Annotated in this window: 22 protein-coding genes; 12 read left to right on the top strand and 10 right to left on the bottom strand. The window is 46.2% G+C overall.

Annotation, left to right across the window (positions count from 1 at the left end):
* The first annotated feature begins 122 nt into the window (after positions 1–122).
* On the top strand, positions 123–1,721 hold the full coding sequence (locus tag AC6R16_RS19510) for a BCCT family transporter (RefSeq protein ID WP_500675480.1): 1,599 nt from the start codon (positions 123–125) through the stop codon (positions 1,719–1,721).
* Positions 1,722–1,803: 82 nt separating this feature from the next.
* Here the strand turns inward: AC6R16_RS19510 and frdD are convergent, their stop codons facing one another.
* From frdD to frdA, 4 genes are read right to left on the bottom strand one after another with little or no spacing between them, the layout of a single operon-like run.
* Positions 1,804–2,181: a fumarate reductase subunit FrdD gene (gene frdD / locus AC6R16_RS19505; protein WP_069667309.1), complete on the bottom strand. Its 378-nt coding sequence runs from the start codon at positions 2,179–2,181 to the stop codon at positions 1,804–1,806.
* Between the two features lie 12 nt (positions 2,182–2,193).
* A complete protein-coding gene (gene frdC, locus AC6R16_RS19500) occupies positions 2,194–2,577 on the bottom strand; it encodes a fumarate reductase subunit FrdC (RefSeq protein ID WP_004743268.1) in 384 nt (127 codons plus the stop codon).
* Between the two features lie 2 nt (positions 2,578–2,579).
* The gene (locus AC6R16_RS19495) at positions 2,580–3,344 is read right to left on the bottom strand and encodes a succinate dehydrogenase/fumarate reductase iron-sulfur subunit (protein ID WP_045975826.1); all 765 of its coding nucleotides are present in this window, start codon (positions 3,342–3,344) and stop codon (positions 2,580–2,582) included.
* Positions 3,344–5,161, bottom strand: a complete 1,818-nt coding sequence (gene frdA / locus AC6R16_RS19490) for a fumarate reductase (quinol) flavoprotein subunit (RefSeq protein ID WP_500675479.1) — start codon at positions 5,159–5,161, stop codon at positions 3,344–3,346. Before frdA ends, AC6R16_RS19495 begins: the two co-directional genes overlap by 1 nt.
* 402 nt (positions 5,162–5,563) lie before the next feature.
* Between frdA and epmA the strand changes: the two genes are divergently transcribed.
* From epmA to cysE, 5 genes are all read left to right on the top strand, one after another.
* Positions 5,564–6,535 carry an elongation factor P--(R)-beta-lysine ligase gene (epmA, locus tag AC6R16_RS19485; protein WP_500675478.1) on the top strand — a complete coding sequence of 324 codons (972 nt, stop codon included), beginning with the start codon at positions 5,564–5,566 and terminating at the stop codon, positions 6,533–6,535.
* Between the two features lie 256 nt (positions 6,536–6,791).
* On the top strand, positions 6,792–7,226 hold the full coding sequence (locus AC6R16_RS19480; protein ID WP_049842983.1) for a rhodanese-like domain-containing protein: 435 nt from the start codon (positions 6,792–6,794) through the stop codon (positions 7,224–7,226).
* Positions 7,227–7,384: 158 nt separating this feature from the next.
* Positions 7,385–7,852, top strand: coding sequence for a protein-export chaperone SecB (gene secB, locus AC6R16_RS19475; protein ID WP_004743280.1), 468 nt, complete (start codon positions 7,385–7,387; stop codon positions 7,850–7,852).
* A gap of 172 nt (positions 7,853–8,024) precedes the next feature.
* Entirely contained in the window at positions 8,025–9,056 is a 1,032-nt protein-coding gene (gene gpsA, locus AC6R16_RS19470) for an NAD(P)H-dependent glycerol-3-phosphate dehydrogenase (protein WP_004743281.1), read from the top strand.
* 61 nt (positions 9,057–9,117) lie between these two features.
* The gene (gene cysE / locus AC6R16_RS19465) at positions 9,118–9,939 is read left to right on the top strand and encodes a serine O-acetyltransferase (RefSeq protein ID WP_004743282.1); all 822 of its coding nucleotides are present in this window, start codon (positions 9,118–9,120) and stop codon (positions 9,937–9,939) included.
* A gap of 237 nt (positions 9,940–10,176) precedes the next feature.
* On the opposite strand, the gene AC6R16_RS19460 is transcribed toward cysE, so the two are convergent.
* The 3 genes from AC6R16_RS19460 to argE form a co-directional block, all read right to left on the bottom strand.
* The gene (locus tag AC6R16_RS19460; RefSeq protein WP_004743283.1) at positions 10,177–10,716 is read right to left on the bottom strand and encodes a PadR family transcriptional regulator; all 540 of its coding nucleotides are present in this window, start codon (positions 10,714–10,716) and stop codon (positions 10,177–10,179) included.
* A 423-nt stretch (positions 10,717–11,139) separates the two neighbouring features.
* The gene (gene ppc / locus AC6R16_RS19455) at positions 11,140–13,773 is read right to left on the bottom strand and encodes a phosphoenolpyruvate carboxylase (RefSeq protein ID WP_500675477.1); all 2,634 of its coding nucleotides are present in this window, start codon (positions 13,771–13,773) and stop codon (positions 11,140–11,142) included.
* A 401-nt stretch (positions 13,774–14,174) separates the two neighbouring features.
* Entirely contained in the window at positions 14,175–15,311 is a 1,137-nt protein-coding gene (gene argE / locus AC6R16_RS19450) for an acetylornithine deacetylase (protein WP_500675476.1), read from the bottom strand.
* Between the two features lie 153 nt (positions 15,312–15,464).
* Between argE and argC the strand changes: the two genes are divergently transcribed.
* The 4 genes from argC to argH all read left to right on the top strand — a co-directional run bounded on the left by argC (position 15,465) and on the right by argH (position 20,737).
* Positions 15,465–16,469: an N-acetyl-gamma-glutamyl-phosphate reductase gene (argC, locus tag AC6R16_RS19445; RefSeq protein WP_500675475.1), complete on the top strand. Its 1,005-nt coding sequence runs from the start codon at positions 15,465–15,467 to the stop codon at positions 16,467–16,469.
* 21 nt (positions 16,470–16,490) lie between these two features.
* Complete coding sequence (gene argB / locus AC6R16_RS19440; protein ID WP_500675474.1) at positions 16,491–17,282, top strand: acetylglutamate kinase; 792 nt, start codon at positions 16,491–16,493, stop codon at positions 17,280–17,282.
* 118 nt (positions 17,283–17,400) lie between these two features.
* Positions 17,401–18,615, top strand: a complete 1,215-nt coding sequence (locus AC6R16_RS19435; protein ID WP_004743288.1) for an argininosuccinate synthase — start codon at positions 17,401–17,403, stop codon at positions 18,613–18,615.
* A gap of 247 nt (positions 18,616–18,862) precedes the next feature.
* Positions 18,863–20,737, top strand: coding sequence for an argininosuccinate lyase (argH, locus tag AC6R16_RS19430; RefSeq protein ID WP_004743289.1), 1,875 nt, complete (start codon positions 18,863–18,865; stop codon positions 20,735–20,737).
* A 196-nt stretch (positions 20,738–20,933) separates the two neighbouring features.
* On the opposite strand, the gene AC6R16_RS19425 is transcribed toward argH, so the two are convergent.
* Positions 20,934–21,194, bottom strand: coding sequence for a DUF3624 domain-containing protein (locus tag AC6R16_RS19425; RefSeq protein WP_069667487.1), 261 nt, complete (start codon positions 21,192–21,194; stop codon positions 20,934–20,936).
* 65 nt (positions 21,195–21,259) lie between these two features.
* Between AC6R16_RS19425 and AC6R16_RS19420 the strand changes: the two genes are divergently transcribed.
* Positions 21,260–21,607, top strand: coding sequence for a RidA family protein (locus AC6R16_RS19420; RefSeq protein ID WP_004743292.1), 348 nt, complete (start codon positions 21,260–21,262; stop codon positions 21,605–21,607).
* A gap of 63 nt (positions 21,608–21,670) precedes the next feature.
* Here AC6R16_RS19420 and AC6R16_RS19415 read toward each other — a convergent pair whose 3' ends face one another.
* The gene (locus AC6R16_RS19415; protein ID WP_239827314.1) at positions 21,671–22,402 is read right to left on the bottom strand and encodes a glutathione peroxidase; all 732 of its coding nucleotides are present in this window, start codon (positions 22,400–22,402) and stop codon (positions 21,671–21,673) included.
* A 172-nt stretch (positions 22,403–22,574) separates the two neighbouring features.
* Here AC6R16_RS19415 and oxyR point away from each other — a divergent pair, with 172 nt between their 5' ends.
* On the top strand, positions 22,575–23,465 hold the full coding sequence (oxyR, locus tag AC6R16_RS19410) for a DNA-binding transcriptional regulator OxyR (protein WP_500675473.1): 891 nt from the start codon (positions 22,575–22,577) through the stop codon (positions 23,463–23,465).
* Positions 23,466–23,533: 68 nt separating this feature from the next.
* Here the strand turns inward: oxyR and AC6R16_RS19405 are convergent, their stop codons facing one another.
* Entirely contained in the window at positions 23,534–26,053 is a 2,520-nt protein-coding gene (locus AC6R16_RS19405) for a penicillin-binding protein 1A (RefSeq protein ID WP_500675472.1), read from the bottom strand.
* Positions 26,054–26,147: the final 94 nt, after the last annotated feature.

The following is a 26,147-nucleotide window of genomic DNA, read 5'->3' as shown; positions in this document are numbered from 1 at the left end:
GTGTCAATTTAGTTTTATTGTCTGTATGATGGCGCGCTTTTATGACCGTCCTCACATTCTAATGCAACTGTTGAGGTAAATTCGTCTACCCGAGTTATTCGGGCAGCAAAAGCGAGACTTACATGTCTAGAGCCAGTTTGGCAGCAGGCGACCCCTGCACTTCTAATGTCGATGATTCGACCTCTTCATATTCTCTATCGAATAAATCAAAAATTGCCGCTCAACTTGAGCTATCTAATCCAGTGTTATGGCTTAGCGGTGGTTTCCTAACCTTGTTTGTCATGCTTGCGCTGATAGATACCCAGTTACTTACGTCTCTGGTGAACAGTGGCTTTGGTTATGCCACGCAATACTTTGGCGGATATTGGCAGATTCTGATGCTGGCAAACTTTCTCATCGGTTTATATCTAGCTTTTGGTCAAACAGGCTATGTGCGCTTAGGGTCTTTACCCCGCCCTGAGATAGGCACGTTTAAATGGCTATCAATTTTACTTTGTACCTTATTGGCGGGCGGCGGCGTGTTTTGGGCTGCGGCTGAGCCCATTGCTCACTATGTATCTGCGCCGCCGATGTTTGGTCAAGCTCAACCTCGTGACATGGCAATCAATGCATTATCGCAATCCTTTATGCACTGGGGCTTTCTTGCTTGGGCAATTTTAGGCTCGCTTTCTTCAATTGTTCTAATGCATCTTCACTATGACAAAGGACTGCCGCTCAAACCGCGCACCTTGCTTTACCCAATATTTGGCCAGCGAGTGATTGATGGCAAGCTGGGTAATTTAGTGGATGCTTTAAGTATCATCGCGGTTGCCGCGGGTACCATCGGCCCTATTGGCTTTCTGGGTTTGCAAATTAGCTACGCGGTGAACGAGCTGTTTGGCATCCCAGACGGATTGATGACTCAAACCATTGTCGTTGTACTGGCAATGGCAACTTATACCCTGTCGGCACTGAGCGGCTTAAGCAGGGGGATTCAGATAGTCAGCCGTTACAACATCATCCTTTCATTGGCATTAGTCGTCTTTATCCTGCTTGCCGGGCCAACTAGCTTTATCATCGATGGTTATATCCAAGGTGTAGGCAATTTGGCAGACAACTTTGTCGCCATGGCGCTCTATCGCGGTGATACAAACTGGCTGAGCTGGTGGACAGTGTTTTTCTGGGGGTGGTTCATCGGTTACGCGCCTATGATGGCGATCTTTATTGCGCGAATTTCCCGAGGCCGCACCATTCGCCAATTGATTCTAGCGATCAGCATAGCAGCACCATTGATTACCTGTTTCTGGTTTAGCATTGTTGGCGGTAGTGGTTTAGCGTTTGAGCTGGCGAACCCGGGCAGTATGAAAGCTGGCTTTGAAGGCTTTAATCTTCCTGGCGCATTGCTAGCCATGACTCAGCAACTGCCTTTCCCTACGTTGATTTCCATTCTATTTTTGATTTTGACCACTACTTTTATTGTCACCACTGGCGATTCAATGACGTATACCATTAGCATGGTCATGACGGGTGACAGTCAACCGAATGCGTTAATTCGCTCATTTTGGGGGCTGGTCATGGGGGTGATTGCGATAGTGCTGATCTCGATGGGGGAAGGTGGTATCTCTGCACTGCAATCTTTTATCGTCATTACCGCTGTGCCTGCTTCGTTTATTATCTTGCCCTCACTGTGGGCGGCACCGCAGTTAGCGCATGAGATGGCCAAGCAACAGAAGTTAATTTGATACCAAGCAGAGATTTATCCCGATTGGTACGATAAAAAAATCCCTCGCTTAGGCGAGGGATTTTTCATTAGTTCTAGTTAGATTAAAGCATAAAGATAAAGATCACTGCGAGGGCTGAGATCAAGCCTGCAAATGCATAACAGGCGATTTTGCCAACCAAACCAGTATGGAACTTAAGGTCATGCATACCATGATGGACACGGTGCATTGCATGCCACATCGGTAGCGCTAGCGTACCAATGATAAATAGAGCGCCAATGATGCTTGTTGCAAAATCAACCACTCGCTCGTAGCTTAGGGCTTCCGCATTGATGATGCCCAATGGAGCAAGTACACCAAGAACCAGAATAGTCACTGGGGTAATCATGGCAAACCAAGTACCGCCAGCGCCAAACAGTCCCCACCAAATAGGCTCATCAGAACGCTTAGGGGCTCTATCTACAGAAAAATTAGGTTTCATAGTCATAGCTCCTTAAACGATTACCAGCACGATCAGAGAAATAAATGCCACGGCTGCCCATTGAGTCAGCACAATGATCTTCTTATCCACTGGCTTACCTTTTAAGCGAATCGGCATAACCTGAGGCATCATGCTGAAGAACGTTTGAGCATGCAGTAGGCTGCCCGCTAGCGCAACGATGTTAATCGCTACGACTACTGGATTGGCCATAAACTCAAGCCAGCCTTGCCAAGCTTCGGGACCTTTCACTAATGAACCTAAACCGAAAGTCAGGAAGACAGTAAATAGGATCAGAGGCAGTACAGTCGCTTCGCGAAGCATGTAGAAGCGGTAGAAAGGATGATCTTTCCACCAAGTACGTTTTACTTCACGAACGTAAGGTTTACGGTTACTCATTCTTATGCCTCCTCTGCTGTTTTTGCTGGTGTGCCGTCAGGCTTCAGCATAGCAATCACGAAGTCCATAGAAGACTCGACTTTACCTTGGTTTACTGCAGCCGCCGGATCGACGTTCTTCGGACATACTTCAGAGCAGTAGCCCACGAAGGTACAGCCCCAAGCGCCGTTTTCACCATTGATCATCGCCATACGCTCTGCTTTACCATTGTCACGACTGTCGAGGTTGTAACGATGGGCAAGAGTCAGTGCAGCAGGGCCGATAAACTCAGGGTTTAGACCAAACTGCGGACACGCTGCGTAACATAGACCACAGTTAATACAACCTGCGAACTGCTTGTACTTGGCCATTTGCTCTGGCGTTTGCAGGTTAGTACCATCTTCAGGTTTACGATCATTACCGATGATGTAAGGCTTGATAGCTTCAAGGCGCTCAATGAATGGCGTCATGTCGACAATCAAGTCTTTCTCGATTGGGAAGTTTGCCAGTGGCTCGATCTTCACGCCGTTTGGGTAATCGCGCAGGAAGCTTTTACACGCTAGTTTCGGCACGCCGTTAACCATGATGCCGCATGAACCACAGATCGCCATACGACAAGACCAACGGTAAGACAGGTCTTTATCTAGGTTATCTTTGATGTAGCCAAGTGCATCAAGGGTCGACATAGTTTCATCGAATGGCACTTCAAAGGTCTGGAAGTGCGGTTCTGCGTCTTTTTCTGGGTCATAACGCAGAATCTCTACTTTTTGGATGCGATTTGCTGACATTATGCTTGCTCCTCTGCGTTCTTCTGTGCCGCTTTTGCGGCTTCTTCAGCGGCTGCTTTCTCTGCGGCTTCACCGTATAGACGAGCTTTAGGCTGTGACTTAGTGATAGTCACCTTGCTGTAGTCGATAGTTGGCGCAGCATCTGGCTGGAAGAAAGCCAGCGAGTGTTTGAGGAACTCTACGTCATCACGCTCAGTACAACCATCATCTAGACGCTGGTGGGCACCACGAGACTCTTTACGTAGGATCGCAGAGTGAACCATAGCTTCTGCGACTTCTAGGCCGTAACCGACTTCGATAGCGTACAGAAGGTCAGTGTTGAACACTTTGCCTTTGTCTTTGATGCTGATGCGCTTGTAACGCTCTTTCAACTCAGTGATTTTATCAATGGTCGCTTGCATCAAATCTTCTTGGCGGTAGATACCACAGCCCGCTTCCATGGTATGACCCATTTCAGTACGGATATCTGCCCAGTTTTCATCGCCTTCTTGGTTCATTAATGCTGCGATACGCTGCTCAACATTTTTGACTTGAGCTGCAATAGACTCTTCGTTCCAGCCCTTGAATTCCGCTGCACGCTTCACTGCTTGTTCACCAGCAACACGGCCGAATACCACGAACTCAGCCAGTGAGTTAGAACCTAGACGGTTAGCGCCGTGAAGACCAACAGAAGCACATTCGCCTACTGCGAATAGACCTTTAATGCGCGTTTCACATTCGCCGTTAGTTTCAATACCACCCATGGTGTAGTGCACCGTTGGACGAATTGGAATCGGCTCTTTCGCAGGGTCAACGTTAACGTATGCTTTCGCTAGCTCACAGATAAACGGTAGACGCTCTTGCAGGTACTCTTCACCAAGGTGGCGAAGGTCTAGATGAACCACATCACCTAGAGGATGTTTGATGGTGTTGCCTTTCTGCTGTTCGTGCCAGAAAGCCTGTGAAACCTTGTCGCGAGGACCGAGTTCCATGTATTTGTTCTTTGGCTGGCCAACTGGAGTTTCAGGGCCCATGCCGTAGTCTTGTAGGTAACGGTAGCCATTCTTGTTAACGATGATACCACCTTCACCACGACAGCCTTCGGTCATCAGGATACCTGTACCTGGAAGACCTGTTGGGTGGTACTGAACGAATTCCATATCACGTAGAGGTACGCCATGGCGGTAAGCCATTGCCATACCATCACCGGTTACGATACCGCCGTTAGTATTACAGTGATAAACACGACCTGCGCCACCTGTTGCTAAAACAACAGACTTGGCTTTAATCGTAACGAGTTCACCTTCTGACATGTGAATAGCGATAAGACCTTGCACTTCGCCTTCATCGACAAGCAGATCCACCACAAAGTACTCATCAAAACGCTTGATGTTGTCGTACTTCATTGATGTCTGGAATAGGGTGTGAAGCATGTGGAAGCCAGTTTTATCAGCCGCGAACCATGTACGCTCAACTTTCATACCACCAAATCGGCGTACGTTGACTTCACCGTTTTCTTTACGACTCCATGGGCAGCCCCATTGCTCCATTTGGATCATTTCGCGAGTCGCGTTTTCTACAAAATATTCAACAACGTCCTGTTCACATAGCCAGTCACCACCGCCAACAGTGTCGTTGAAGTGGTTGTCTAGACTATCTTCATCCTTGATAACTGCTGCCGAGCCACCCTCCGCTGCGACCGTGTGAGAACGCATTGGATAAACTTTAGAAATGAGTGCGACTTCTAAATCAGGGTTTGCTTCAGCTGCTGCAATTGCAGTGCGAAGACCAGCGCCGCCTGCGCCGATGACTGCGATATCTGTGGTGATAGTTTGCACAGTTATCCTCCAGTGTGAATTTGCGGAGTAATCCGCTTGTTATAGTTAAATGGGGTAATTCCCCAAAAGTGGTAGGGTTAGTGTAGAAGAGCTAGTTTGCAGAAAAATTGATGTATTTAGGTTTTTGCTCCGGTAATGCATTCAAGAGCATAAAAAATATAGGTTATGTGATTGCAATCACGGCAAGAAATGATTGACAGAGCAGTAGATAGTAGAGGTTTGTTAAGGCGCTGTTACATGACATTAGCTTGGGCAATATCTATTACAGGCTAGGCGAATTTTTGTTCTGTAATACGTTGAAATCTTGCTTCACTTGTAAGCTTGTGAGCGGTGGTAATTTGCTAGGAAAATAGCAGGAAACTTGATATTTTTTCAGCCAGATAAAGCAGTGAGATTTGAGTTATGAGTGATCAGTGGCAACCCACAGCGTCGATAAAGCAACTTAAACAGCGCGCGAACGTGCTTGCGCAGATACGGCAATTCTTTGCTGAGCGAAACGTGTTGGAGGTCGATACTCCGGCAATGAGCCATGCGACAGTGACGGATATTCACCTGCATACTTTTCAGACAGAGTTTATAGGTCCGGGATATGCGGATGGCAGCAAACTCTATTTAATGACTAGCCCTGAATTTCATATGAAGCGATTGCTGGCAGCGGGCAGTGGTTGTATCTATCAGATTAATAAAGCGTTTCGCAACGAAGAGAACGGCCGTTTCCATAACCCAGAGTTCACCATGCTTGAATGGTATCGAGTCGGCTTTGATCACCATAAACTGATGGATGAAATGGACGCTTTACTGCAAGTCGCTCTTGAATGTGGTCAAGCGGAGCGAATGACCTACCAACAAGCTTTTATTGATGTACTTGGCGTGTGCCCATTAGAAGGCACAATGGCAGAGCTAAAGCTAGCAGCCGAGAAGCTAGGCTTAAGTGATATTGCGCAGCCAGAGGAAGACCGTGATACCTTGCTTCAACTACTATTTAGTATTGGTGTCGAAGGTAAGATAGGCCAAAGTGCCCCGGCTTTTGTTTACGACTTCCCGGCTTCCCAAGCGGCACTGGCTAAGATCAATAAGCAAGACTCACGTGTTGCTGATCGCTTTGAGGTTTACTTTAAAGGCATAGAACTCGCGAACGGTTTCCATGAGCTTGATGATCCGCAAGAACAACTCAAGCGATTTGAACAGGATAATGCCAAGCGCATTGAGATGGGACTATGTCCTCAACCGATCGATCATCATTTAATCGCAGCACTCAAGTCAGGTTTACCTGAATGTGCAGGTGTGGCACTAGGGGTTGATCGCTTAATCATGCTCGCGATCGGTTGCGATCATATTGATCAGGTCACGGCGTTTCCGTTTCCGATAGCGTAAGGAAATGTGCAACAGATTCTTATTCTGAGTGTAATTGACTCGCGTAGGCATCTTAACCTCGCTATACTTCCAATCTGAATTTTTAGTCTAGAGCTGCTATTCCCTTCATTGTTGAAGCCGCAGCGTTGTTGACTACGCCAATTCACCCTAATCACATAGGACTGAATTGGCTTGTCGCCTAGCTGCAACTCCAACTATTTTGGGAATACATCCTTCATTGTTGAAGTGGCAGCTCTATCATCAAAGAGCACAGGACATGCAAGAGTACATCGCATTTTTTCAAGAGAACATGATTTTATCTCTGGTATGGGTTGGTCTACTAGTCGCCCTTATCATGAATATCGTTAAATCAACGACAGCTGCATACAAAGAAATCACCGCAGCACAGACTACTCAGCTAATGAACCATCAGAGTGGTGTAGTCGTTGATATCCGCAGTAAAGATGAGTTCCGTAAAGGACACATTACCGATGCACTTCACATTTTGCCGTCTGATATCAAAGCAGGTAACTTCGGAAGCCTTGAAAACCACAAATCAGACCCAATCATTGTAGTGTGTAAGACAGGTCAAACGGCTCAAGAGAGCGCTAACCTTCTTGCTAAAGCGGGCTTCGAAAATGTAAGTCTGCTTAAAAATGGTTTGATTGCTTGGAGTGAAGCAAACATGCCTTTAGTGAAAGGTAAGAAGTAATTCAAACACCGAATGCCTTAAACGCTGATTGAAAAATCGGCGTTTGTTTTAGAGAGATGTGAAGAGTTCCACGAAATTCATTGGAACCCTAGTCATAGCAAGCTCTCTCAGTTAGTCTCCAATCAGACTATTTATCGCAGGATTAAAGGATTTTTAAAATGGCTGAAGCAGCACCACAACAAGAAGCACAAAACTTCGCAATTCAACGTATCTTCCTTAAAGACGTATCTTTCGAAGCTCCAAACTCACCAGACATGTTCCAAAAAGAGTGGAATCCAGATGTTAAGCTAGATCTTGACACTCAAAGCCGTGAGCTAGGTGAAGGCGTATACGAAGTTGTTCTACGTCTGACAGTAACGGTTAAGAACGCTGAAGAGACTGCGTTCCTGTGTGAAGTGCAACAAGGTGGTATCTTTACTGCAGATAAGATGGAAGCTGGCCAACTAGCGCATTGTCTAGGTGCATTCTGCCCGAACATCCTATTCCCTTACGCTCGCGAAACTATCTCAAGCCTAGTGGTTAAAGGTACGTTCCCACAACTAAACCTTGCACCAGTTAACTTTGATGCTCTGTTTATGAACTACCTACAGCAGCAAGCTCAGCAAGAAGGTGAAGCTGAAGCGTAATGACTGATTCCTCTGTGTAACAGAGGTGCGGTATAAAATGCACAGAGCGTCTCTATTTGATGCGATGTGCATTTTTTGTTTATAGGATTGGATTCTTGCCACTGATATTTAGTAGCAATACTAATAGTTAGCGGCAAGATTCTAGTCACCCTAATGACAATCAGGCGGAATAATGAAAGATAAGACCAACAATGCCTACGGGAAAGAAATTGCAATGACCGTACTTGGTGCCGGTTCCTACGGTACTTCGCTTGCCATCTCTTTAGCACGTAATGGTGCCAACGTAGTAATTTGGGGCCATGAACCTGAGCATATGGCTCGTCTGGAAGCAGATCGTGCCAACCACGAGTTTCTACCTGGAATTGAGTTTCCTCAATCATTGATTGTTGAATCTGATCTTGAGAAGGCAGTGCAAGCAAGTCGTGATCTGCTGGTGGTTGTGCCAAGTCATGTGTTTGGCATTGTGCTAAACAATGTTAAACCGCACTTGAGAGACGACTCGCGTATATGTTGGGCAACCAAAGGGCTAGAGCCAGAAACTGGCCGCCTATTGAAAGAAGTCGCAAATGAAGCGCTAGGTGAAGGCTACTCTCTGGCGGTTTTATCTGGACCTACGTTTGCGAAAGAGCTTGCAATGGGAATGCCGACAGCGATTTCTGTTGCGTCACCAGACAACGACTTTGTGGCTGATCTACAAGAAAAAATCCATTGCAGCAAAACTTTCCGTGTTTACGCAAACAGTGACTTCATTGGTATGCAATTAGGCGGTGCAGTTAAGAACGTGATTGCGATTGGCGCAGGTATGTCTGATGGCATTGGGTTTGGTGCCAATGCGCGTACGGCTTTGATCACTCGCGGTTTAGCAGAAATGACCCGATTGGGTGCTGCGCTAGGTGCACAGCCAGAAACCTTTATGGGCATGGCAGGATTGGGTGATTTGGTATTAACTTGTACCGATAACCAATCTCGTAACCGCCGCTTTGGCTTAGCACTAGGTCAGGGTAAAGATGTCGATACCGCCCAAGATGAAATTGGTCAAGTTGTCGAAGGTTATCGCAACACTAAAGAGGTCTACCTGTTAGCTGAGCGTATGGGTGTCGAGATGCCAATTGTTGACCAAATATATCAAGTATTGTATCAAGGGAAGGATGCAAACTTAGCGGCGAAAGATTTGCTCGCTCGCGATAAGAAAGCGGAAGCATAAAGAACAATAGCAACACTGGACTTTGTATCTAGATACTAGGGATTCAGTACTAGGAAAATTCATGAAACATTGTGAGAAACAGAAGGTTTGGCAAACCATTGTTAAGGAAGCAAGAGAGCTTTCTGAACAAGAGCCAATGTTAGCAAGCTTCTATCATGCCACTATTATTAAGCATGATAGTTTGAGCGCGGCGTTAAGCTATATTTTAGCGAATAAGCTTAATACAGCGTCAATGCCGGCGATGGCGGTCAGGGAAGTGGTTGAAGAAGCCCTAAACTCAGACCCAAGTATCAGCGCTGCTGCCGCTTGTGACATATGTGCCACGGTAAACCGAGACCCTGCTGTTGCAATGTATTCAATGCCGCTGCTGTACCTAAAAGGTTATCACGCCTTGCAAGGTTATCGAGTAGCAAACTGGCTGTGGAAGCAGGGACGTATTGCGCTCGCTACTTACCTACAAAACCAAATCTCAGTCGCGTGTCAGGTGGATATTCACCCGGCGGCTAAAATTGGTCGCGGTATCATGCTAGACCACGCCACGGGTATCGTGATTGGTGAAACAGCCATTGTAGAGAATGATGTATCTATCCTACAGGACGTGACATTAGGTGGTACTGGTAAAGAGTGCGGCGATCGTCACCCGAAAATTCGTGAAGGTGTGATGATAGGTGCTGGTGCTAAGATTCTCGGTAATATTGAAGTTGGAGAAGGGGCTAAGATTGGCTCTTGTTCAGTAGTACTTCAAGCTGTTCCCGCTCATACCACAGTCGCAGGGGTTCCGGCTAAGATTGTTGGTAGACCTAAGACCGATAAGCCATCTTTGGATATGGACCAACAATTTAATGGTCGTTCACAAAGCTTTATTGGCGGGGATGGGATATAGGAGTTAGAACGGACTTCGTCTTCCGAGAACACTGCGTTTCGAGAGTCGAGACCGGACTTCGTCCTTCGAGAGTTTTTCGCTAGCACATCCCGAATCCATGGAGAACTGCTCCTAAATAAAAAGGATTGACACTTGGTGTCAATCCTTTAATTTTTCTCGCTTCTCGCTTCTCGCTTCTCGCTTCTCGCTTCTCGCTTCTCGCTTCTCGCTTCTCGCTTCTCGCTTCTCGCTTCTCGCTTAACCTAGAGCATCAAGTTCAGTAAGAACTTCTTCAGCCCATTCGATCCACGCTTGGCGGATAAGCAGGTTTCTACGTAGCGTTAGGCGCTCTAAACGTTGCTGCTTATCTAACGTCGCAGTTGTTGAGTAGTACGCGTTTTCGATTTCTTGGTAGTGAGCAACCAGTTTTCGCGACTCTTCAACTAGCTCGGCCAATTGAGCGCGGTATGGCGCAGATGGCTGAACGGCACAAGCCATAAGCTTAGCTGAAAACTCGTCACGGACGGTTGGGTGAGAGGTTGGTTGGTCAAACCATTCACCTAGTGCAGTACGACCAGAATCAGTAATTGAATATACTTTACGGTCTGGTTTGCCTTCTTGAGGCTCTAGTACACAGGTTACTAGGTTGTTTTGAGCCATCTTGTTTAACTCGCGATAAACTTGCTGGTGGCTCGCTTTCCAGAAATAGCCGATAGTGGCTGAAAATTCTTTAGTGATATCGTATCCAGTCGCATCGCGTGTGCTTAGAACGGTTAAGATAACGTGTGGTAATGACATGTCTTCAATCCAAATGGTCAATAAACTACTAAATACAACCACTTAATTTCTGTCGTGCTTCTTAATGGCACTGATCATCAGTAGAAAAAGTGGCACCAACAATGTTGGTCATGTCACCTAAAAAAGCCGTTTATCACCTAGGATCGATAGTTAAGATATCGAAGAGCTGCAGCATGTTGATTTTATATAAGTCGCCACAGCGGTGAAGTAGTATATCTAAATAATAAGCATAAAGTAGAATAGAAGGACAAAATATCCCAAAAAACTGACAAAAATCTCAATAGTGCGCCACATTTAGAGAAATGTTTTGTAATTTGAGTATAAATGTCGCACCTGTGGTTCGACTTTCTATAAGAAATGCTCTGAAAGACATAAAAAAAGGTTGGTGAGTTCACACCAACCTTCTTTACATTTTACGGGAAATTAGCCTGTATTACGCATACCCGCCGCAATGCCGGCAATGGTTACCATTAAGGCTTCTTCCAACTCTGGCGCTGCCTGTTCATCTTGGCGAGTGCGATAGAGCAGTTCAGCTTGAAGCATGTTCAATGGCTCAACATAGATGTTACGCAGACGAATAGACTCTTGGCCCCATGGGTCGCTTTGCATCAAGTTTTCGTTGTTTTCTACGTTAAGTACTGACTTGATATCTTTTTGCAACTGTTCGCGCAGGCGGTCACCAAGAGGCAGTAAGTTGTTGTCGACCAAGCGCTCATCGTAGTAACGAGAAATCTCTAGATTACACTTGGTGTAAACCATTTCTAGCATACCTAGGCGAGTTGAGAAGAATGGCCACTCTCGACACATCTCTTCTAGTAGCGCTTGATGGCCTTTATCTACTGAATACTGAATGGCTTCACCGGCACCAAGCCAAGCAGGAAGCACCAGTCGGTTTTGGCTCCATGAGAAGATCCAAGGGATTGCACGTAAGCTTTCTACGCCACCTTTCGGGTTACGTTTTGCAGGTCTTGAACCTAGCGGCAGTTTGCCTAGTTCTAGCTCTGGTGTGGTTTGACGGAAATAAGGAACAAAGTCTGCTTCACCACGAACCACATTGCGGTAAGCTTCACAGCTGACTTCCGATAACACATTCATCAAGTCACGCCACTCTTGCTTTGGCTCTGGTGGTGGCAGCAGGTTCGCTTCGAGGATCGCACTTGCGTATAAGCTAAAGCTGTTGACCGCCACTTCAGGAAGGCCAAGTTTAAAGCGGATCATCTCACCTTGTTCAGTAACACGTAGACCACCTTTCAAGCTTTTCGGTGGCTGAGATAGTAGTGCAGCGTGTGCAGGAGCACCACCACGACCGATAGTACCGCCACGGCCGTGGAATAGAGTCAGTTCAACGCCTTCTTCTTCGGCTACCTTAACTAGTGATTCCATAGCGTGGTACTGAGCCCAACCTGCCGACATAACACCAGCATCTTTGGCTGAATCAGAGTAGCCGATCATGACCATTTGGTGGTTTTGGATAAAGCCACGGTATAGGTCGATGCCCATTAGTTGTTTGATAACGGACTCAGCATTGTTCAAGTCATCGAGTGTTTCGAACAACGGACATACATCCATGCGGTAAGGGCAACCTGATTCTTGCAATAGCAGGTGAACGGCAAGGACATCAGAAGCTGTACGGGCCATTGAGATAACATAAGCACCAAACGCCTCACGTGGCTGAGCAGCAACGATTTTACAAGTATCGAGCACTTCTTTAACCGCTTCTGACGGTTGCCAGTCTCTAGGTAGCAGCGGGCGCTTCGAAGCCAATTCGTTAGTTAAGAAAGCAACTTTATCTTGCTCACTCCACTGATCGTAATCGCCAATGCCCAGGTAGCGAGTCAGCTCAGATAGGACATCTGAATGACGAGTACTTTCTTGGCGAACATCGAGACGAACTAGGTGGACACCGAACGCTTTAATACGGCGCAATGTATCCAGCAGTGAGCCATCAGCAATGATCCCCATGCCACACTCGTGCAGTGATTGGTAACATGCGTATAGTGGTTCCCAAAGCTGCTCGACGCGTTGCAGCGGCGCTTTTACTGCTAGCTTCTGACCGTGGATCTTCGCATCAAGAATCTCTTTGGTTTCATTGAGCAATGCGCGAAGTTCTTTTAGTACAGCGCGGTAAGGTTCATGCTCATCTTCACCAGCTAGAGAACGCACAGCAGCGTTACACTGAGTCATCGACAGTTCGCTAACCAGCTCATTGATGTCATTTAGGTAAAGGTCAGCCGCCTTCCAGCGTGAAAGAAGCAGAACTTCACGAGTAATGGTATGCGTTACGAATGGGTTGCCATCGCGGTCACCGCCCATCCAAGAAGAAAAATGCACTGGTCGCGCGTCAATCGGCAGACCTTCGCCAAGGTAACCTTCAAGACGCTGGTCAAGTTCGCGCAAAAAGTCAGGTACCGCTTCCCAAAGTGAGTTCTCGACGACAGCAAAGCCCCATTTCGCTTCATCAAGCGGCGTTGGTCGTTGCTTACGAATGGTGTCTGAGTGCCAGCTTTGGGCAATCAATTGCTCTAGGCGGCGTTCTGTTTTCTGACGCTCTTTCGCTGAAAGGTCACCAAGCTCTAACTTAGATAAGCACTTATTGATCTTCACGAGCTTGTGGATCATGGTTCGACGAGTAATTTCGGTCGGGTGCGCTGTCAGTACTAGTTCAATATTAAGATCGCGCACTGCTTGCGCTGTATCTAACTTGCTAATGTCATTTTGAGCAAGTTTAGAGAATAGGGAGTTAATCGCGTCTGGTTCACAAACATGAGCATCACAGTGGCGAGAGATCGTATGGTACTGCTCTGCCATGTTAGTCAGGTTGAGAAATTGGTTGAATGCGTGAGCAACAGGGGTTAATTGCTCATTTGGCAGGCTTTTAATCTCATCAATCAAGCTATCTCTGTCTTGTTGATTGCCTGCGAGGGCGGACTTTGAAAGTTTACGAATGGTTTCTACTTTCTCTAGAAGTACGTCACCATGTGCATCCTTAATGGTGTTACCGAGCAAGTGTCCTAGCATGCTCACATTGCTTCTGAGCGCAGAGTATTTCTCGTTCATTGTCATCCTGCCTTGTAAAAAAATTACATCCAATGTTCCTTGTTAGGTAGACAATCTAGCGAAAAATATCGCTTCGAGTCAAATACTGTAGGCTAAGTTTGCAAATATTATGCAAATGAATGTAACGCTTTGCGAGCTATCCGATTGACTAATTATGTTGAAACTTTCTTACAGAATGAGAGAGAGGCTTCGCCTATAGGAACGGACTTCGTCCTGTGGAAAACGAGAACGGGCTGCGCCCTTGTGGAAAGCTAGACTTGACTCTTAACCATAGTGGAGCAACTTTAGCTCTCCAGCTCTCCAGCTCTCCAGCTCTCCAGCTCTCCAGCTCTCCAGTTTTCCATAGGGCGTAGCCCGTTCCCGCTTCCTTTATCCCGCAGCAAAGCGTTCGCGCTCTGTATTTAAAAACAATACTTATGCATCGCTTTCGACAATACATCTATGGTTGGATCGATAAATTCAAAGGCGAGGAACTCGTCTGGCTGGTGGGCTTGGTCAATGGAGCCAGGGCCTAGAACCAGTGTTGGGCATAGCTGCTGCAAGAATGGGGCTTCAGTACAGTAGTTTACTGTTTCAGAGCTGGTGCCACAGATCTCTTCAACGCCACCGATAAATGGATGGTCATGCTGACATTCGTAGCCGGGGATAGGCTCGTGAAGCGGCGTGATCGAGATTCTACCCGGCCACTTGGCTTCGATTTCTTTGAGTGCGCCGCGCAGCATGTTATCTAGTCCATCTAGGCTGATGCCCGGCAAAGGACGAACATCGTAATGCAGTTCACAGCAGCCGCAGATACGGTTAGCACTGTCACCACCATGAATGTGGCCTAGATTTAACGTCGGGCTAGGAATGGCAAATCCTGGATGGTGATACTCTTTAATCAGCTTGTCACGTAGCTGCATTAAGGCAAATAAAACCTCATGCATGATTTCGATAGCATTAACCCCTAAAGCAGGATCAGATGAGTGGCCCGATTTACCGGTCACTCGCACCGCATTGGCAACATGACCTTTATGACCGCGAATAGGTACTAGGCTAGTTGGTTCGCCGATGATGCAGTAATCCGGTTTAAATGGGGCGGTTTCAGTGAAGTGGCGTGCGCCGAGCATAGTTGTCTCTTCATCACATGTTGCGAGCACATAGAGAGGTTTGGTCTGTTTGCTCCAATCAACTTTTTTAACCGCTTCTATAATAAAGGCAAAAAAGCCTTTCATATCCGCTGTACCCAAGCCATAAAATCGGTTGTTCGCTTCCGTCAACGCATGTGGCTCGAAATTCCAACGCCCTTCATCGAACGGCACGGTATCGATGTGCCCTGCCAAAAGCAGTCCGCCTTCACCAGAGCCTTTTTTGGCGATTAGGTTAAATTTGCCCGCTTCTACTTCAGTTAAGTTTACTTCAAAGCCTACGTCTTTCAGCCAAGTCGCTAACTTTTCAATCACTTTTGCGTTGCCTTCATCCCAACTGGAGTCCGTTGAGCTTATAGAAGAGGTAGAAATCAGGCCGCTGTAGACCTCAATAAAACTTGGTAATTGCATATTTAGTTTACATTCCCTGTTGACAGAGTTCGGCTAAGAAGGTAAAACACATATTAAATCACTTTTATTGAATAAAAAACCAATAAAAGCTTAATAATTTAAATTTATAGTCATTATTGAAATGACGTTTTTTACTCGAAATGGATGTCTGAGATGCTCAAAACCACAATCATAGGCGCAAGCGGTTATACCGGAGCAGAGCTTGCTTTGATGGTACATAAACACCCTGAACTTACGCTATCAGGTTTATATGTCTCCGCCAATAGCCTTGATGCAGGTAAAGACATCGCACAGCTTCACGGCAAGCTGGCCGGAATTATTAGTCAACCAGTGCTTCCTCTCAAAGATGTTGAAGCTGTGGCTAATCAAACGGATGTGGTTTTCCTTGCCACTGCGCATGAAGTAAGCCATGACCTAGCGCCGCAGTTTTTAGCGCAAGGTTGTCAGGTCTTTGATTTGTCTGGCGCCTTTCGCGTTAAAAAAGAAGGTTTCTACAGCGAGTTTTATGGTTTTGAACACCAGCATGATGCTTGGTTAGACAACTCAGCCTACGGATTAGCTGAATGGAACGCACAAGCGATTAAACAGAGTCAGCTTATTGCGGTGCCCGGTTGTTATCCAACAGCTTCACAGTTAGCGGTTAAGCCTTTACTCGAAGCGGGTTTGGTGGATACGGCTCAATGGCCTGTGATTAATGCCACTAGTGGTGTTTCCGGTGCTGGCAGAAAAGCATCGATGACCAATAGTTTTTGTGAGGTCAGCTTACAGCCATACGGTGTATTTAATCATCGTCATCAGCCGGAAATCGCTAGCCACTTAGGCACAGATGTGATTTTTACCCCGCATCTTGGCAATTTTAAGCGTGGCATTCTCGCCACTATTACGCTCAATTTGGTGGCTGGTGCATCTGAACAACAAGTTAACACTGCGTTTAAAGCAGCTTATGAAAACAAATCGGCAGTGCGTCTTTTAGAGTCAGCATTGCCGAATATTCAAAATGTAGAAAATACACCTTTCTGCGATTTAGGTTGGAAGGTTCAAGGCGAGCACGTCATCGTTGTTTCAGCGATAGACAACTTGCTCAAAGGTGCATCAAGTCAAGCGATGCAATGTTTAAACATCCACTACGGATTTCCAGAGCTGACTGCTCTTGTTTAATTGAGCAGGGAAGGAAAAGTAATGACAGATAACAAACTTACTCCATTAGTGATCAAATTTGGCGGTGCTGCACTGTCGTGTACTGAGACATTAAGCCAGGTATTTGGTGCGATAGCTCAATACCAAAAGCAAGCTCAGCGACGAATTGTGATCGTTCACGGTGGTGGTTATCTGGTGGACGATCTAATGGCGAAACTGCAACTTGAGACAATCAAGAAAGAAGGTCTTCGCGTAACCCCTTATGAGCAAATCCCAGTCATTGCTGGCGCTCTAGCTGGAACAGCCAACAAGATGTTGCAAGGTCAAGCGATCAAAGATGGCCTCAATGCAGTTGGTTTGAGTTTAGCGGATGGCGGCTTATGTCATGTCAAAGAGCTTGACCCAGAGCTGGGCGCGGTAGGTAAGGCGACACCGGGAGACTCAACCGTGCTGCAAGCGATTTTACAAACGGGCGCGCTACCTATCATAAGTTCTATCGGCCTAACCGAGCAAGGCCAGATGATGAATGTTAATGCAGACCAAGCTGCGGTAGCTGTGGCTGGAGCCTTAGATGCTGAACTGGTTCTACTGTCGGATGTCAGCGGTGTGCTAGATGGCAAAGGTCATTTAATCAAAAGCCTTGATGAGAAAGAAGCGCAGAACCTCATCAATGGTCATGTGATTACTGACGGCATGATTGTCAAAGTGAACGCTGCACTCGAAGCGGCTAATGACTTGGGTCGACCAATTGAAGTTGCAACATGGCGTTATCCAGAAAAGCTCGCCGAGCTATTTGCCGGACAGAGCATTGGAACCCAGTTTTTACCACAGTAGTTGGTAGTAAAGAATTAGAGCTGAATGCATAGCGCATTGAGTGATAAAAACAGATTAAACAGGAAGTAACCCGCAGCACTGACCGCCACGCGCAGCGCCGGGATTTGGAGAAAGAAAAATGAGCAAAGTTCAAGTAAATAAAGTAGTTGTCGCATATTCTGGCGGTCTGGATACATCAGTGATCATTCCATGGCTAAAAGAGAATTACGATTGTGAAGTGGTTGCTTTCGTCGCTGATGTCGGTCAAGGCGCGGAAGAGCTAGAAGGCATTGAAGAAAAAGCCAAAGCCTCTGGTGCATCAGAGTGCTACATTGCTGACCTCAAAGAAGAAATGGTGGCAGACTACATCTACCCAACTCTAAAAACAGGTGCTTACTACGAAGGTAAGTACTTATTAGGTACTTCAATGGCTCGTCCAATCATAGCTAAAGCGCAAGTGGAAGTGGCACGTAAAGTTGGAGCAGATGCGCTTTGTCATGGCTGTACCGGTAAAGGTAATGACCAAGTTCGTTTTGAAGGTGCATTTGCGGCACTTGCACCGGACCTACATGTGATTGCTCCTTGGCGTGAGTGGGATCTTGTCAGTCGTGAAGAGTGTCTTGATTACCTAGCGGAGCGTAATATCCCTTGTACTGCCTCTCTAACGAAAATTTATTCACGTGATGCGAACGCTTGGCACATCTCGACAGAAGGTGGTGTGTTAGAAGACACTTGGAATGCACCAAACGATGATTGCTGGGCATGGACAGTCGATCCAGAGCAAGCACCTAATGAAGCGGAATTCGTAACGCTAAAAGTTGAAAAAGGCGAAGTGGTAGGTGTTGATGGTGAAAACATGACACCGTACAACGCACTTGTGTACCTGAATGACAAAGGTGTGAAGCATGGTGTTGGACGTATCGACATCGTTGAAAACCGTCTGGTAGGGATGAAGTCTCGTGGTTGTTACGAAACTCCGGGAGGCACTATTATGATGGAAGCGCTTCGCGCAGTAGAGCAGCTTGTGCTAGATAAAACTGCATTTGAGTTCCGTGAAGAGCTTGGTGTAAAAGCTTCTCACCTAGTTTATGACGGTCGTTGGTTTACTCCGCTATGTAAGTCAATTTTGGCGGCATCAGAAGAGCTGGCTCAAGACGTGAATGGTGAAGTCGTGGTTAAGCTATACAAAGGCCAAGCGACAGTGACTCAGAAGCGTTCAGACAACAGCCTTTACTGTGAAGAGTTTGCAACCTTTGGTGAAGATGAAGTTTATGACCAAAGCCACGCTGAAGGCTTTATCCGCCTTTATTCGCTATCAAGCCGTATCCGTGCTCTGAATAGTCAGAAGAAATAATCACTAACGATTAGAAATCTAGAGCCCGCTTGGTTAACCAAGTGGGCTTTTTGCTTTTTTTGAGTGGTGTTAGGCTAACAAATAATGATTTGAATAAATATGTTGAAAAAGTGAATTAATACTTTATTTTTGTTCTCATTTGCCGTAACTTTGAACTATCAAACAATACTGAATCTAATTCAGAGTTAACGAAAGCAATTTTACTAACCAGCACGACTAGTGAGCACAGGTAATCAGGAGAAACGCGATGGCATTATGGGGCGGAAGATTTACCCAAGCAGCAGATACGAGATTCAAAGATTTTAACGACTCATTGCGCTTCGATTACCGATTAGCTGAACAAGATATCGTGGGTTCAATCGCTTGGTCAAAGGCTTTACTCTCTGTTGATGTTTTAACGGAACAAGAACAGCAAAAACTAGAGCTTGCTTTGAATGAGCTTAAGCTCGAAGTAATGGAAGACCCACATCAAATCCTGCGTTCTGATGCCGAAGATATCCACTCTTGGGTCGAGCAGCAGTTAATTGGCAAAGTGGGCGATCTTGGTAAAAAGCTTCACACTGGGCGTTCACGTAATGATCAGGTGGCAACCGACCTAAAACTCTGGTGTCGTCAACAAGGTCAGCAGTTATTGATGGCGCTTGATCGTCTTCAAGCACAAATGGTCTCTGTAGCGAAAGTGCATCAAGACACGGTTTTACCGGGCTATACCCACTTGCAGCGTGCTCAGCCGGTTACATTTGCCCATTGGTGTCTCGCCTATGTAGAAATGTTTGAGCGTGACTACTCACGTTTAGAAGATGCCATTACTCGTCTTGATACGTGTCCTTTAGGTTCTGGAGCCTTGGCGGGTACTGCGTATCCAATCGACCGTGAAAAAGTAGCCCATAACCTTGGCTTCCGTCGTGCGACTCGTAACTCGCTGGATTCAGTGTCAGATCGTGATCATGTGATGGAGCTGATGTCAGTGGCGTCAATCTCGATGTTGCATTTATCTCGTCTTGCTGAAGATATGATCTTCTACAATTCGGGTGAGTCCAACTTTATAGAGCTAGCTGATACAGTAACGTCGGGCTCTTCACTGATGCCGCAGAAGAAAAACCCAGATGCTCTTGAGCTTATCCGTGGTAAAACGGGGCGCGTTTATGGCTCACTCGCTGGCATGATGATGACAGTGAAGGCTTTGCCGCTTGCATATAACAAAGATATGCAAGAAGACAAAGAAGGCCTGTTTGATGCCCTAGATACTTGGAACGACTGTATGGAAATGGCAGCGTTATGTTTCGATGGTATCAAGGTCAACGGCGAGCGTACTCTAGAAGCGGCTAAGCAAGGCTATGCTAATGCTACTGAACTTGCAGATTACCTAGTCGCGAAAAAGATTCCGTTCCGCGAAGCACACCATATAGTGGGTGTAGCGGTTGTTGGTGCGATAGCTAAAGGTTGTGCACTAGAAGAACTTTCGATTGCTGAGCTAAAAGAGTTCTCGCCAGTGATTGAAGAGGATGTCTACGACATATTAACCATTGAGTCTTGCCTAGAGAAACGTAGTGCGCTTGGTGGCGTATCGCCAAAACAGGTTGCTTACGCAGTAGAACAGGCCGAAGGCCGACTGATTAAGCGCGACGCTTCAGCAGTGAATGTACGTCCGGCTCGTTTAACCGATATCGAATCATTAGAAGGTATGGTCGCTTATTGGGCGAACATGGGTGAAAACCTACCACGTTCACGTAGTGAGTTAGTGCGTGATATCGGTTCTTTTGCTGTAGCTGAACACAATGGTGAAATTACTGGCTGCGCCTCTTTGTATGTCTATGATTCAGGGTTAGCAGAAGTTCGCTCGCTAGGTGTTGAAGCGGGCTGGCAAGGTCAGGGGCAGGGTAGCGCAATTGTTCAGTATCTGGTTGAGAAAGCGCGTCAGATGGCGATTAAGAAAGTATTCGTTTTGACTCGTACTCCTGAGTTCTTTATGAAGCAATCCTTCTTGCCAACATCGAAGTCTTTGCTACCTGAGAAAGTGCTTAAAGATTGCGACCAGTGCCCAAGACAGCACGCATGTGATGAGGTGGCATTAGAAGTGAACCTCGCTGAGCAAGCAATAGCACGGGTTAACGTTGCCTAAGTAACTGATTCAGAAAGATCCAAATAAAAGATCAAAAAAGATCGAAGTTTTTGGGAACTATTAAGAAAAAGCCCGGTCTATTAAAGTACCACTGCTTTTTCTTAGAAGAATCTAAGAAGGCCCCAAACCATAATTGGTTTTGGGGCTTTTTTCTTTTTAGCGCATAGCAAATAGAGGCGAGCGAGTTAGGCGTCGTCTACTTATCTTCTTTTCCATTCCTTTTTCGCCAAGGCAAGATGACAAATCGCATCCAGAGATGAAGGAACAGCAAACCGTTGAAAGCAAAGCCTGCCATAATGAGCGCGATAGATTCGATGCTCTGAGGGTTGTCACGAAAAGCGAACCACCAGACGATCCAACATAACACGGATAAGACAGTGAGCTGATCCATGCAGCGTTGGCATCGGCCTATTTTCTTCCAGAACCAGTCACTATTTTTGCAGTATTTACATGTCATGATTGCGGTTAATTGGGTAACATACGAGGTCTTAGCATATCTCAATTAACCTCAAAGTGATAAACATGATCGAACGTCAACAAACCAAACAACGAATGAGCCGTATTGTAAAGCACAATGGAACTATCTACCTTTGTGGCCAAGTTTGCGCAGACGCAACTAAAGGCATTACTGAACAGACTCAAACAATGCTAGATAAGGTTGAAGAGTTACTGCTAGAAGCGGGCAGTGATAAAGAGCATATGCTTTCAGCGACTATCTACATCAAGGATATGAAAGATTTCCAAGAAATGAATGCTGTTTGGGATGCTTGGGTTCCGGAAGGTCATGCACCTGCTCGCGCATGTGTAACCGCAGATATGGCACGTGAAGCCTTATTGGTTGAAATCTCTGTGATTGCAGCAGAAAAGTAACCCAAGAACGACGAAAAAAACGAGCTATTTAGCTCGTTTTTTTGAAGACTTATCGCTTAGTTACTATTGAGCCAAGTAAGCATCTAGCTCTTCACTGCCACCAATGTGCTTACCACCGATAAAGACTTGCGGCACCGTTGTACGGCCAGAAATAGCGCGTAAACTTACTGTGGTCGCATCTTTACCTAGAATGATCTCTTCATATTGAAGGTCGTTGTCAATCAGCGCTTGTTTAGCTTTGACACAGAACGGACAGCCCGGCTTACTGAATACGGTAATCGATTCTTGTGTTTTGAATTCTGGTGCTACATGTTTAAGCATTGTGTCTGCATCAGACACTTTGAACGGGTCTCCCGGCTCGTTTGGTTCAATAAACATCTTCTCCACTACACCATTTTTCACTAGCATGCTGTAACGCCATGAGCGTTTGCCAAAGCCTAGGTCATTCTTGTCAACCAGCATACCCATACCGTCAGTAAACTCGCCATTACCATCTGGGATAAAGGTGATGTTTTCTGCTTCTTGGTCTGACTTCCAAGCATTCATTACGAAAGTATCGTTAACAGACATACAGATGATTTCATCAACGCCGTGGTCTTTAAAAACTGAGAACAACTCGTTGTAACGTGGCAGATGGCTAGATGAACAAGTCGGAGTGAAAGCGCCCGGTAAGCTGAATACAATCACGGTTTTATCTTTAAATAGCTCATCACTGGTGACGTTAACCCATGCGTCACCTTGACGAATAGGGAATGTAACTTGTGGTACGTTTTGACCTTCTTTAGATGCAAACATATTGGTTTCCTTAATAGCGGATTATTGTAATTTTATTATGGAGTCTTATCAGTGTAGTGACTGTGCTCTGTCTCGATGGGTGTATTATTGAAGAAATTCTTTGATAGCTCTAATCGTTTAATGTTATGGTTTTGATAGGTGATTTCTATCTTAATGGTGGGGAGTAGAGGTAATGAACATTCGTGATTTTGAGTATTTGGTCGCGCTTGCTGAGCACAAACATTTTCGTAAAGCAGCAGAAGCCTGCTTTGTCAGCCAGCCAACACTAAGTGGTCAAATTCGTAAATTGGAAGATGAACTAGGCACGGCACTTTTAGAGCGTAGTAGTCGCCGAGTACTGTTCACCGATGCGGGTTTACAGCTGGTTGATCAAGCTAAACGTATTCTGTCAGAAGTGAAAACCTTCAAGGATATGGCAAGCGGTCAAGCAGGTGAAATGGTTGGTCCTATGCAGATCGGCTTTATTCCGACCGTCGGCCCTTATCTACTGCCGAAAATCATTCCTATGCTTAAAGAAGCTTTCCCTGATCTAGAGCTGTTTTTGCATGAAGCGCAAACTCATCAACTGGTGCGCCAGTTAGAAGATGGTAAGTTAGATTGTTTGGTGTTGGCGTCGGTTGCGGAAACCGCGCAGTTCAAAGAGATTGAAGTTTACAACGAGCCACTGAGCATTGCAGTGCCTTGTGACCATGAATGGGCTAAGCTAGACCAAGTTGATATGCTCGAGCTCAATGGTAAAACAGTACTAGCGCTTGGCGATGGGCACTGTTTACGCGATCAAGCATTAGGCTTCTGTTTTGCTGCTGGCGCGCAAGACGATGAACGCTTTAAAGCGACTAGCTTAGAAACCCTGCGTAATATGGTGGCCGCAGGCGCGGGTATTACTTTGTTGCCAGAGTTGTCGTTACCGAAAGAAAAAGAGAAAGATGGGGTATGTTATGTCCCAGCTACCAATCCGGTCCCTTCACGCAGTATCGTCTTGGCATATCGACCAGGCTCTCCGCTAAGATCTCGCTTTGAACAGTTAGCTCAAGCTATTAAAACTCAGCTTGAAGACAACTGATAAGTTACAGGTAAAAAAAGAGGTTGATGTGAAAGCATCAACCTCTTTTCTTTTCGTGCTGTAATACGTTAGAACAGCTCCTCGCCGCCATCAGAAGTGTAGATACTGTCAGTAATCTCACTGGTGACGTACTCGGTAGGTTCAGTACCTTCTAAGAAGTATTCAAACATAGAGCTAGAGTCGAACTTATTGGTCAAGAGACCTGAGTCTCGATCAATTCGAACTCGTACGATATTTTGTGGAATCGTTTTGCTTTGCTGAGGAACACCCGCAAGTGCTGTACGCATAAAGTCGACCCAGGCTGGCTGGGCTGTTTTTGCCCCTGCTTCAGCGCCAGTAATCTGATCTTTGTCTAGATTACTGTTCGTTTTGGTTCGACCTAGCTTACGCGTGTGATCATCGAAACCGACCCAAGCGATAGCGACCATTCCTGGGCCATAACCGTTATACCAAGCATCTTTAGAGTCGTTAGTAGTACCGGTTTTACCACCAATGTCGCGACGTTGTAGCTTCTGAGCGCGCCAACCGGTACCGTTCCAACCTGTACCGTCACGCCAGTTACCGCCACCCCAGACATTGCTGTACATCATTTCGCGCATCAAGAATGCAGTTTGCTCTGAGATCACTTGTGGAGCATATTGAGGCTCTTCAGTGACTTCAGTTGTCACATCTTGCTCGGCAAATTCATTGTCACTCGTGATAGCTTGAGTACAGTCTTGATGACAGACGACTTTTGGTGATGCTTCGAATTCTAGGTCACCAAATGGGCCCTCTACTCGGCTGATATAGAAGGGTTCTACATAGTAACCACCATTCGCGAACACTGAGTAGCCTTGAGCCATTTTCATTGGTGTTAAGCTACCCGCACCAAGAGCAATGGTTTCTGAACGCGGCACTTGGTCTATATCGAAACCAAAGCGTGTTAAGTATTGGCGCGTTTCATCAAGGCCGACTTCACGTAACACGCGCACAGCCATCACGTTCTTCGATTGTGCTAAACCAATACGTAAGCGAGTAGGGCCAATGTAAGTTGGTGGCGAGTTCTTTGGTCGCCAAGCTGTACCTTGACTCTTATCCCATTGGTTAATCGGAGCGTCATTGATCAGGGTCGCAAGTGTTAGCCCCTTATCGATTGCAGCGGCATAAATAAAGGGTTTAATACTTGAACCAACTTGGCGTACCGACTGAGTGGCACGGTTAAACTTGTTATGAACAAAGTTAAAACCACCAACCAACGAGAGTACTGCGCCGTTTTCGGGGTTCATAGCAACAAATGCGGTGTTCGCATTCGGTACTTGGCTTAGGTGCCAAGCGATGCTTGGCTCTTGGCCTTCAACTGTGCTTTCAACTTCACGCACCCAAATTTGCTCACCTTCAGCTAAGACATCTTTGGCACTGCTTGGTGGTGGGCCTTGGCGATCATCAGTCAGGAATTTACGTGCCCACTTGATGCCATCCCACTCTAACGTGTTGATCCCTTGGTCCTTAACCCAAATGGTTGCTTGCTTGTTATCAACCGCAGTGACAACAGCAGGAACGAGCTGACCATAGGTTGGAACGTTATCGAGCGTCTTATCTATCTGCTGTTCATCAAGCGCAGGTTTACCTGGCTGCCAAAGAACCTTTTCTGCACCGCGATAGCCGTGACGCTCATCGTAAGCCAGCAAGTTGTTGATTGCTGATTTGTTTGCGGCTGCTTGAAGCTTTGAATCTACCGTGGTGTAGATGTTCATGCCTGAAGTGTAGGCTTCTTCCTGACCATAGCGAGCAACCATCCAAGCTCGCGCTAGCTCTGCAACGTATGGAGCACTTAACTCAATTTCTGCACCATGATAGCGAGCAACGATCTCTTCACCACGAGCCTCATCATACTCCGCCTGAGTTATGTATTTCTCGTCAAGCATACGCAGTAGCACGACATTACGACGGTTCGTCGCACGTTCGAGTGAGTAAATAGGGTTCATGGTTGAAGGCGCTTTTGGCATGCCGGCAAGCGTCGCGATTTCACTTAGTGTGAGGTTTTGAAGCTCTTTACCAAAATAGGTTTGCGCTGCGGCACCAAAGCCATAAGAGCGATAGCCTAAGAAGATCTTATTGACGTATAACTCCATGATCTCTTCTTTACTAAGAAGTTGTTCTATATGGATAGCAATAAAGATCTCTTTGATTTTTCGCATGATCTTCTTTTCATTGGAAAGGAAGAAGTTACGAGCTAGCTGCTGAGTAATGGTACTTGCACCTTGCTTGGCCGAGCCTGAAAGAGCAACCACTACGGCCGCACGAGTGATACCGATCGGGTCGATACCTGGGTGATCGTAAAAGCGGCTATCTTCTGTTGCAATTAGCGCCTCGATCAGATGCTGTGGAATATCGTCATAAGCAACGGGGATACGACGTTTCTCACCAAACTGGGAGATCAGTTTACCGTCTTGGCTAAACACCTGCATTGGAGTTTGCAGTTTTACGTCTTTCAATGTTGCTACGTCTGGTAGCTCTGGCTTCACATACAAGTAGAAGCCGAATATCGTACCGACCCCAAGAATTATGCAAATCAATGTGAATATAAGTAGTCGCTTTATGAACTTCACCGGAGATTCCCTGATTGATTGGGTTCACTAAATGTAAACCCTTGTACTTTAAGCTAAAAATCTAGCTCATTTTGTCTATGTGCTTATTTAACCA

It is taken from the genome of Vibrio sp. R10-SG3-ISO10 (genome assembly GCF_059834185.1).
The sequence above is the reverse complement of the archived record's forward strand: the minus strand, read 5'-3'. Positions and strand labels throughout refer to the sequence as shown.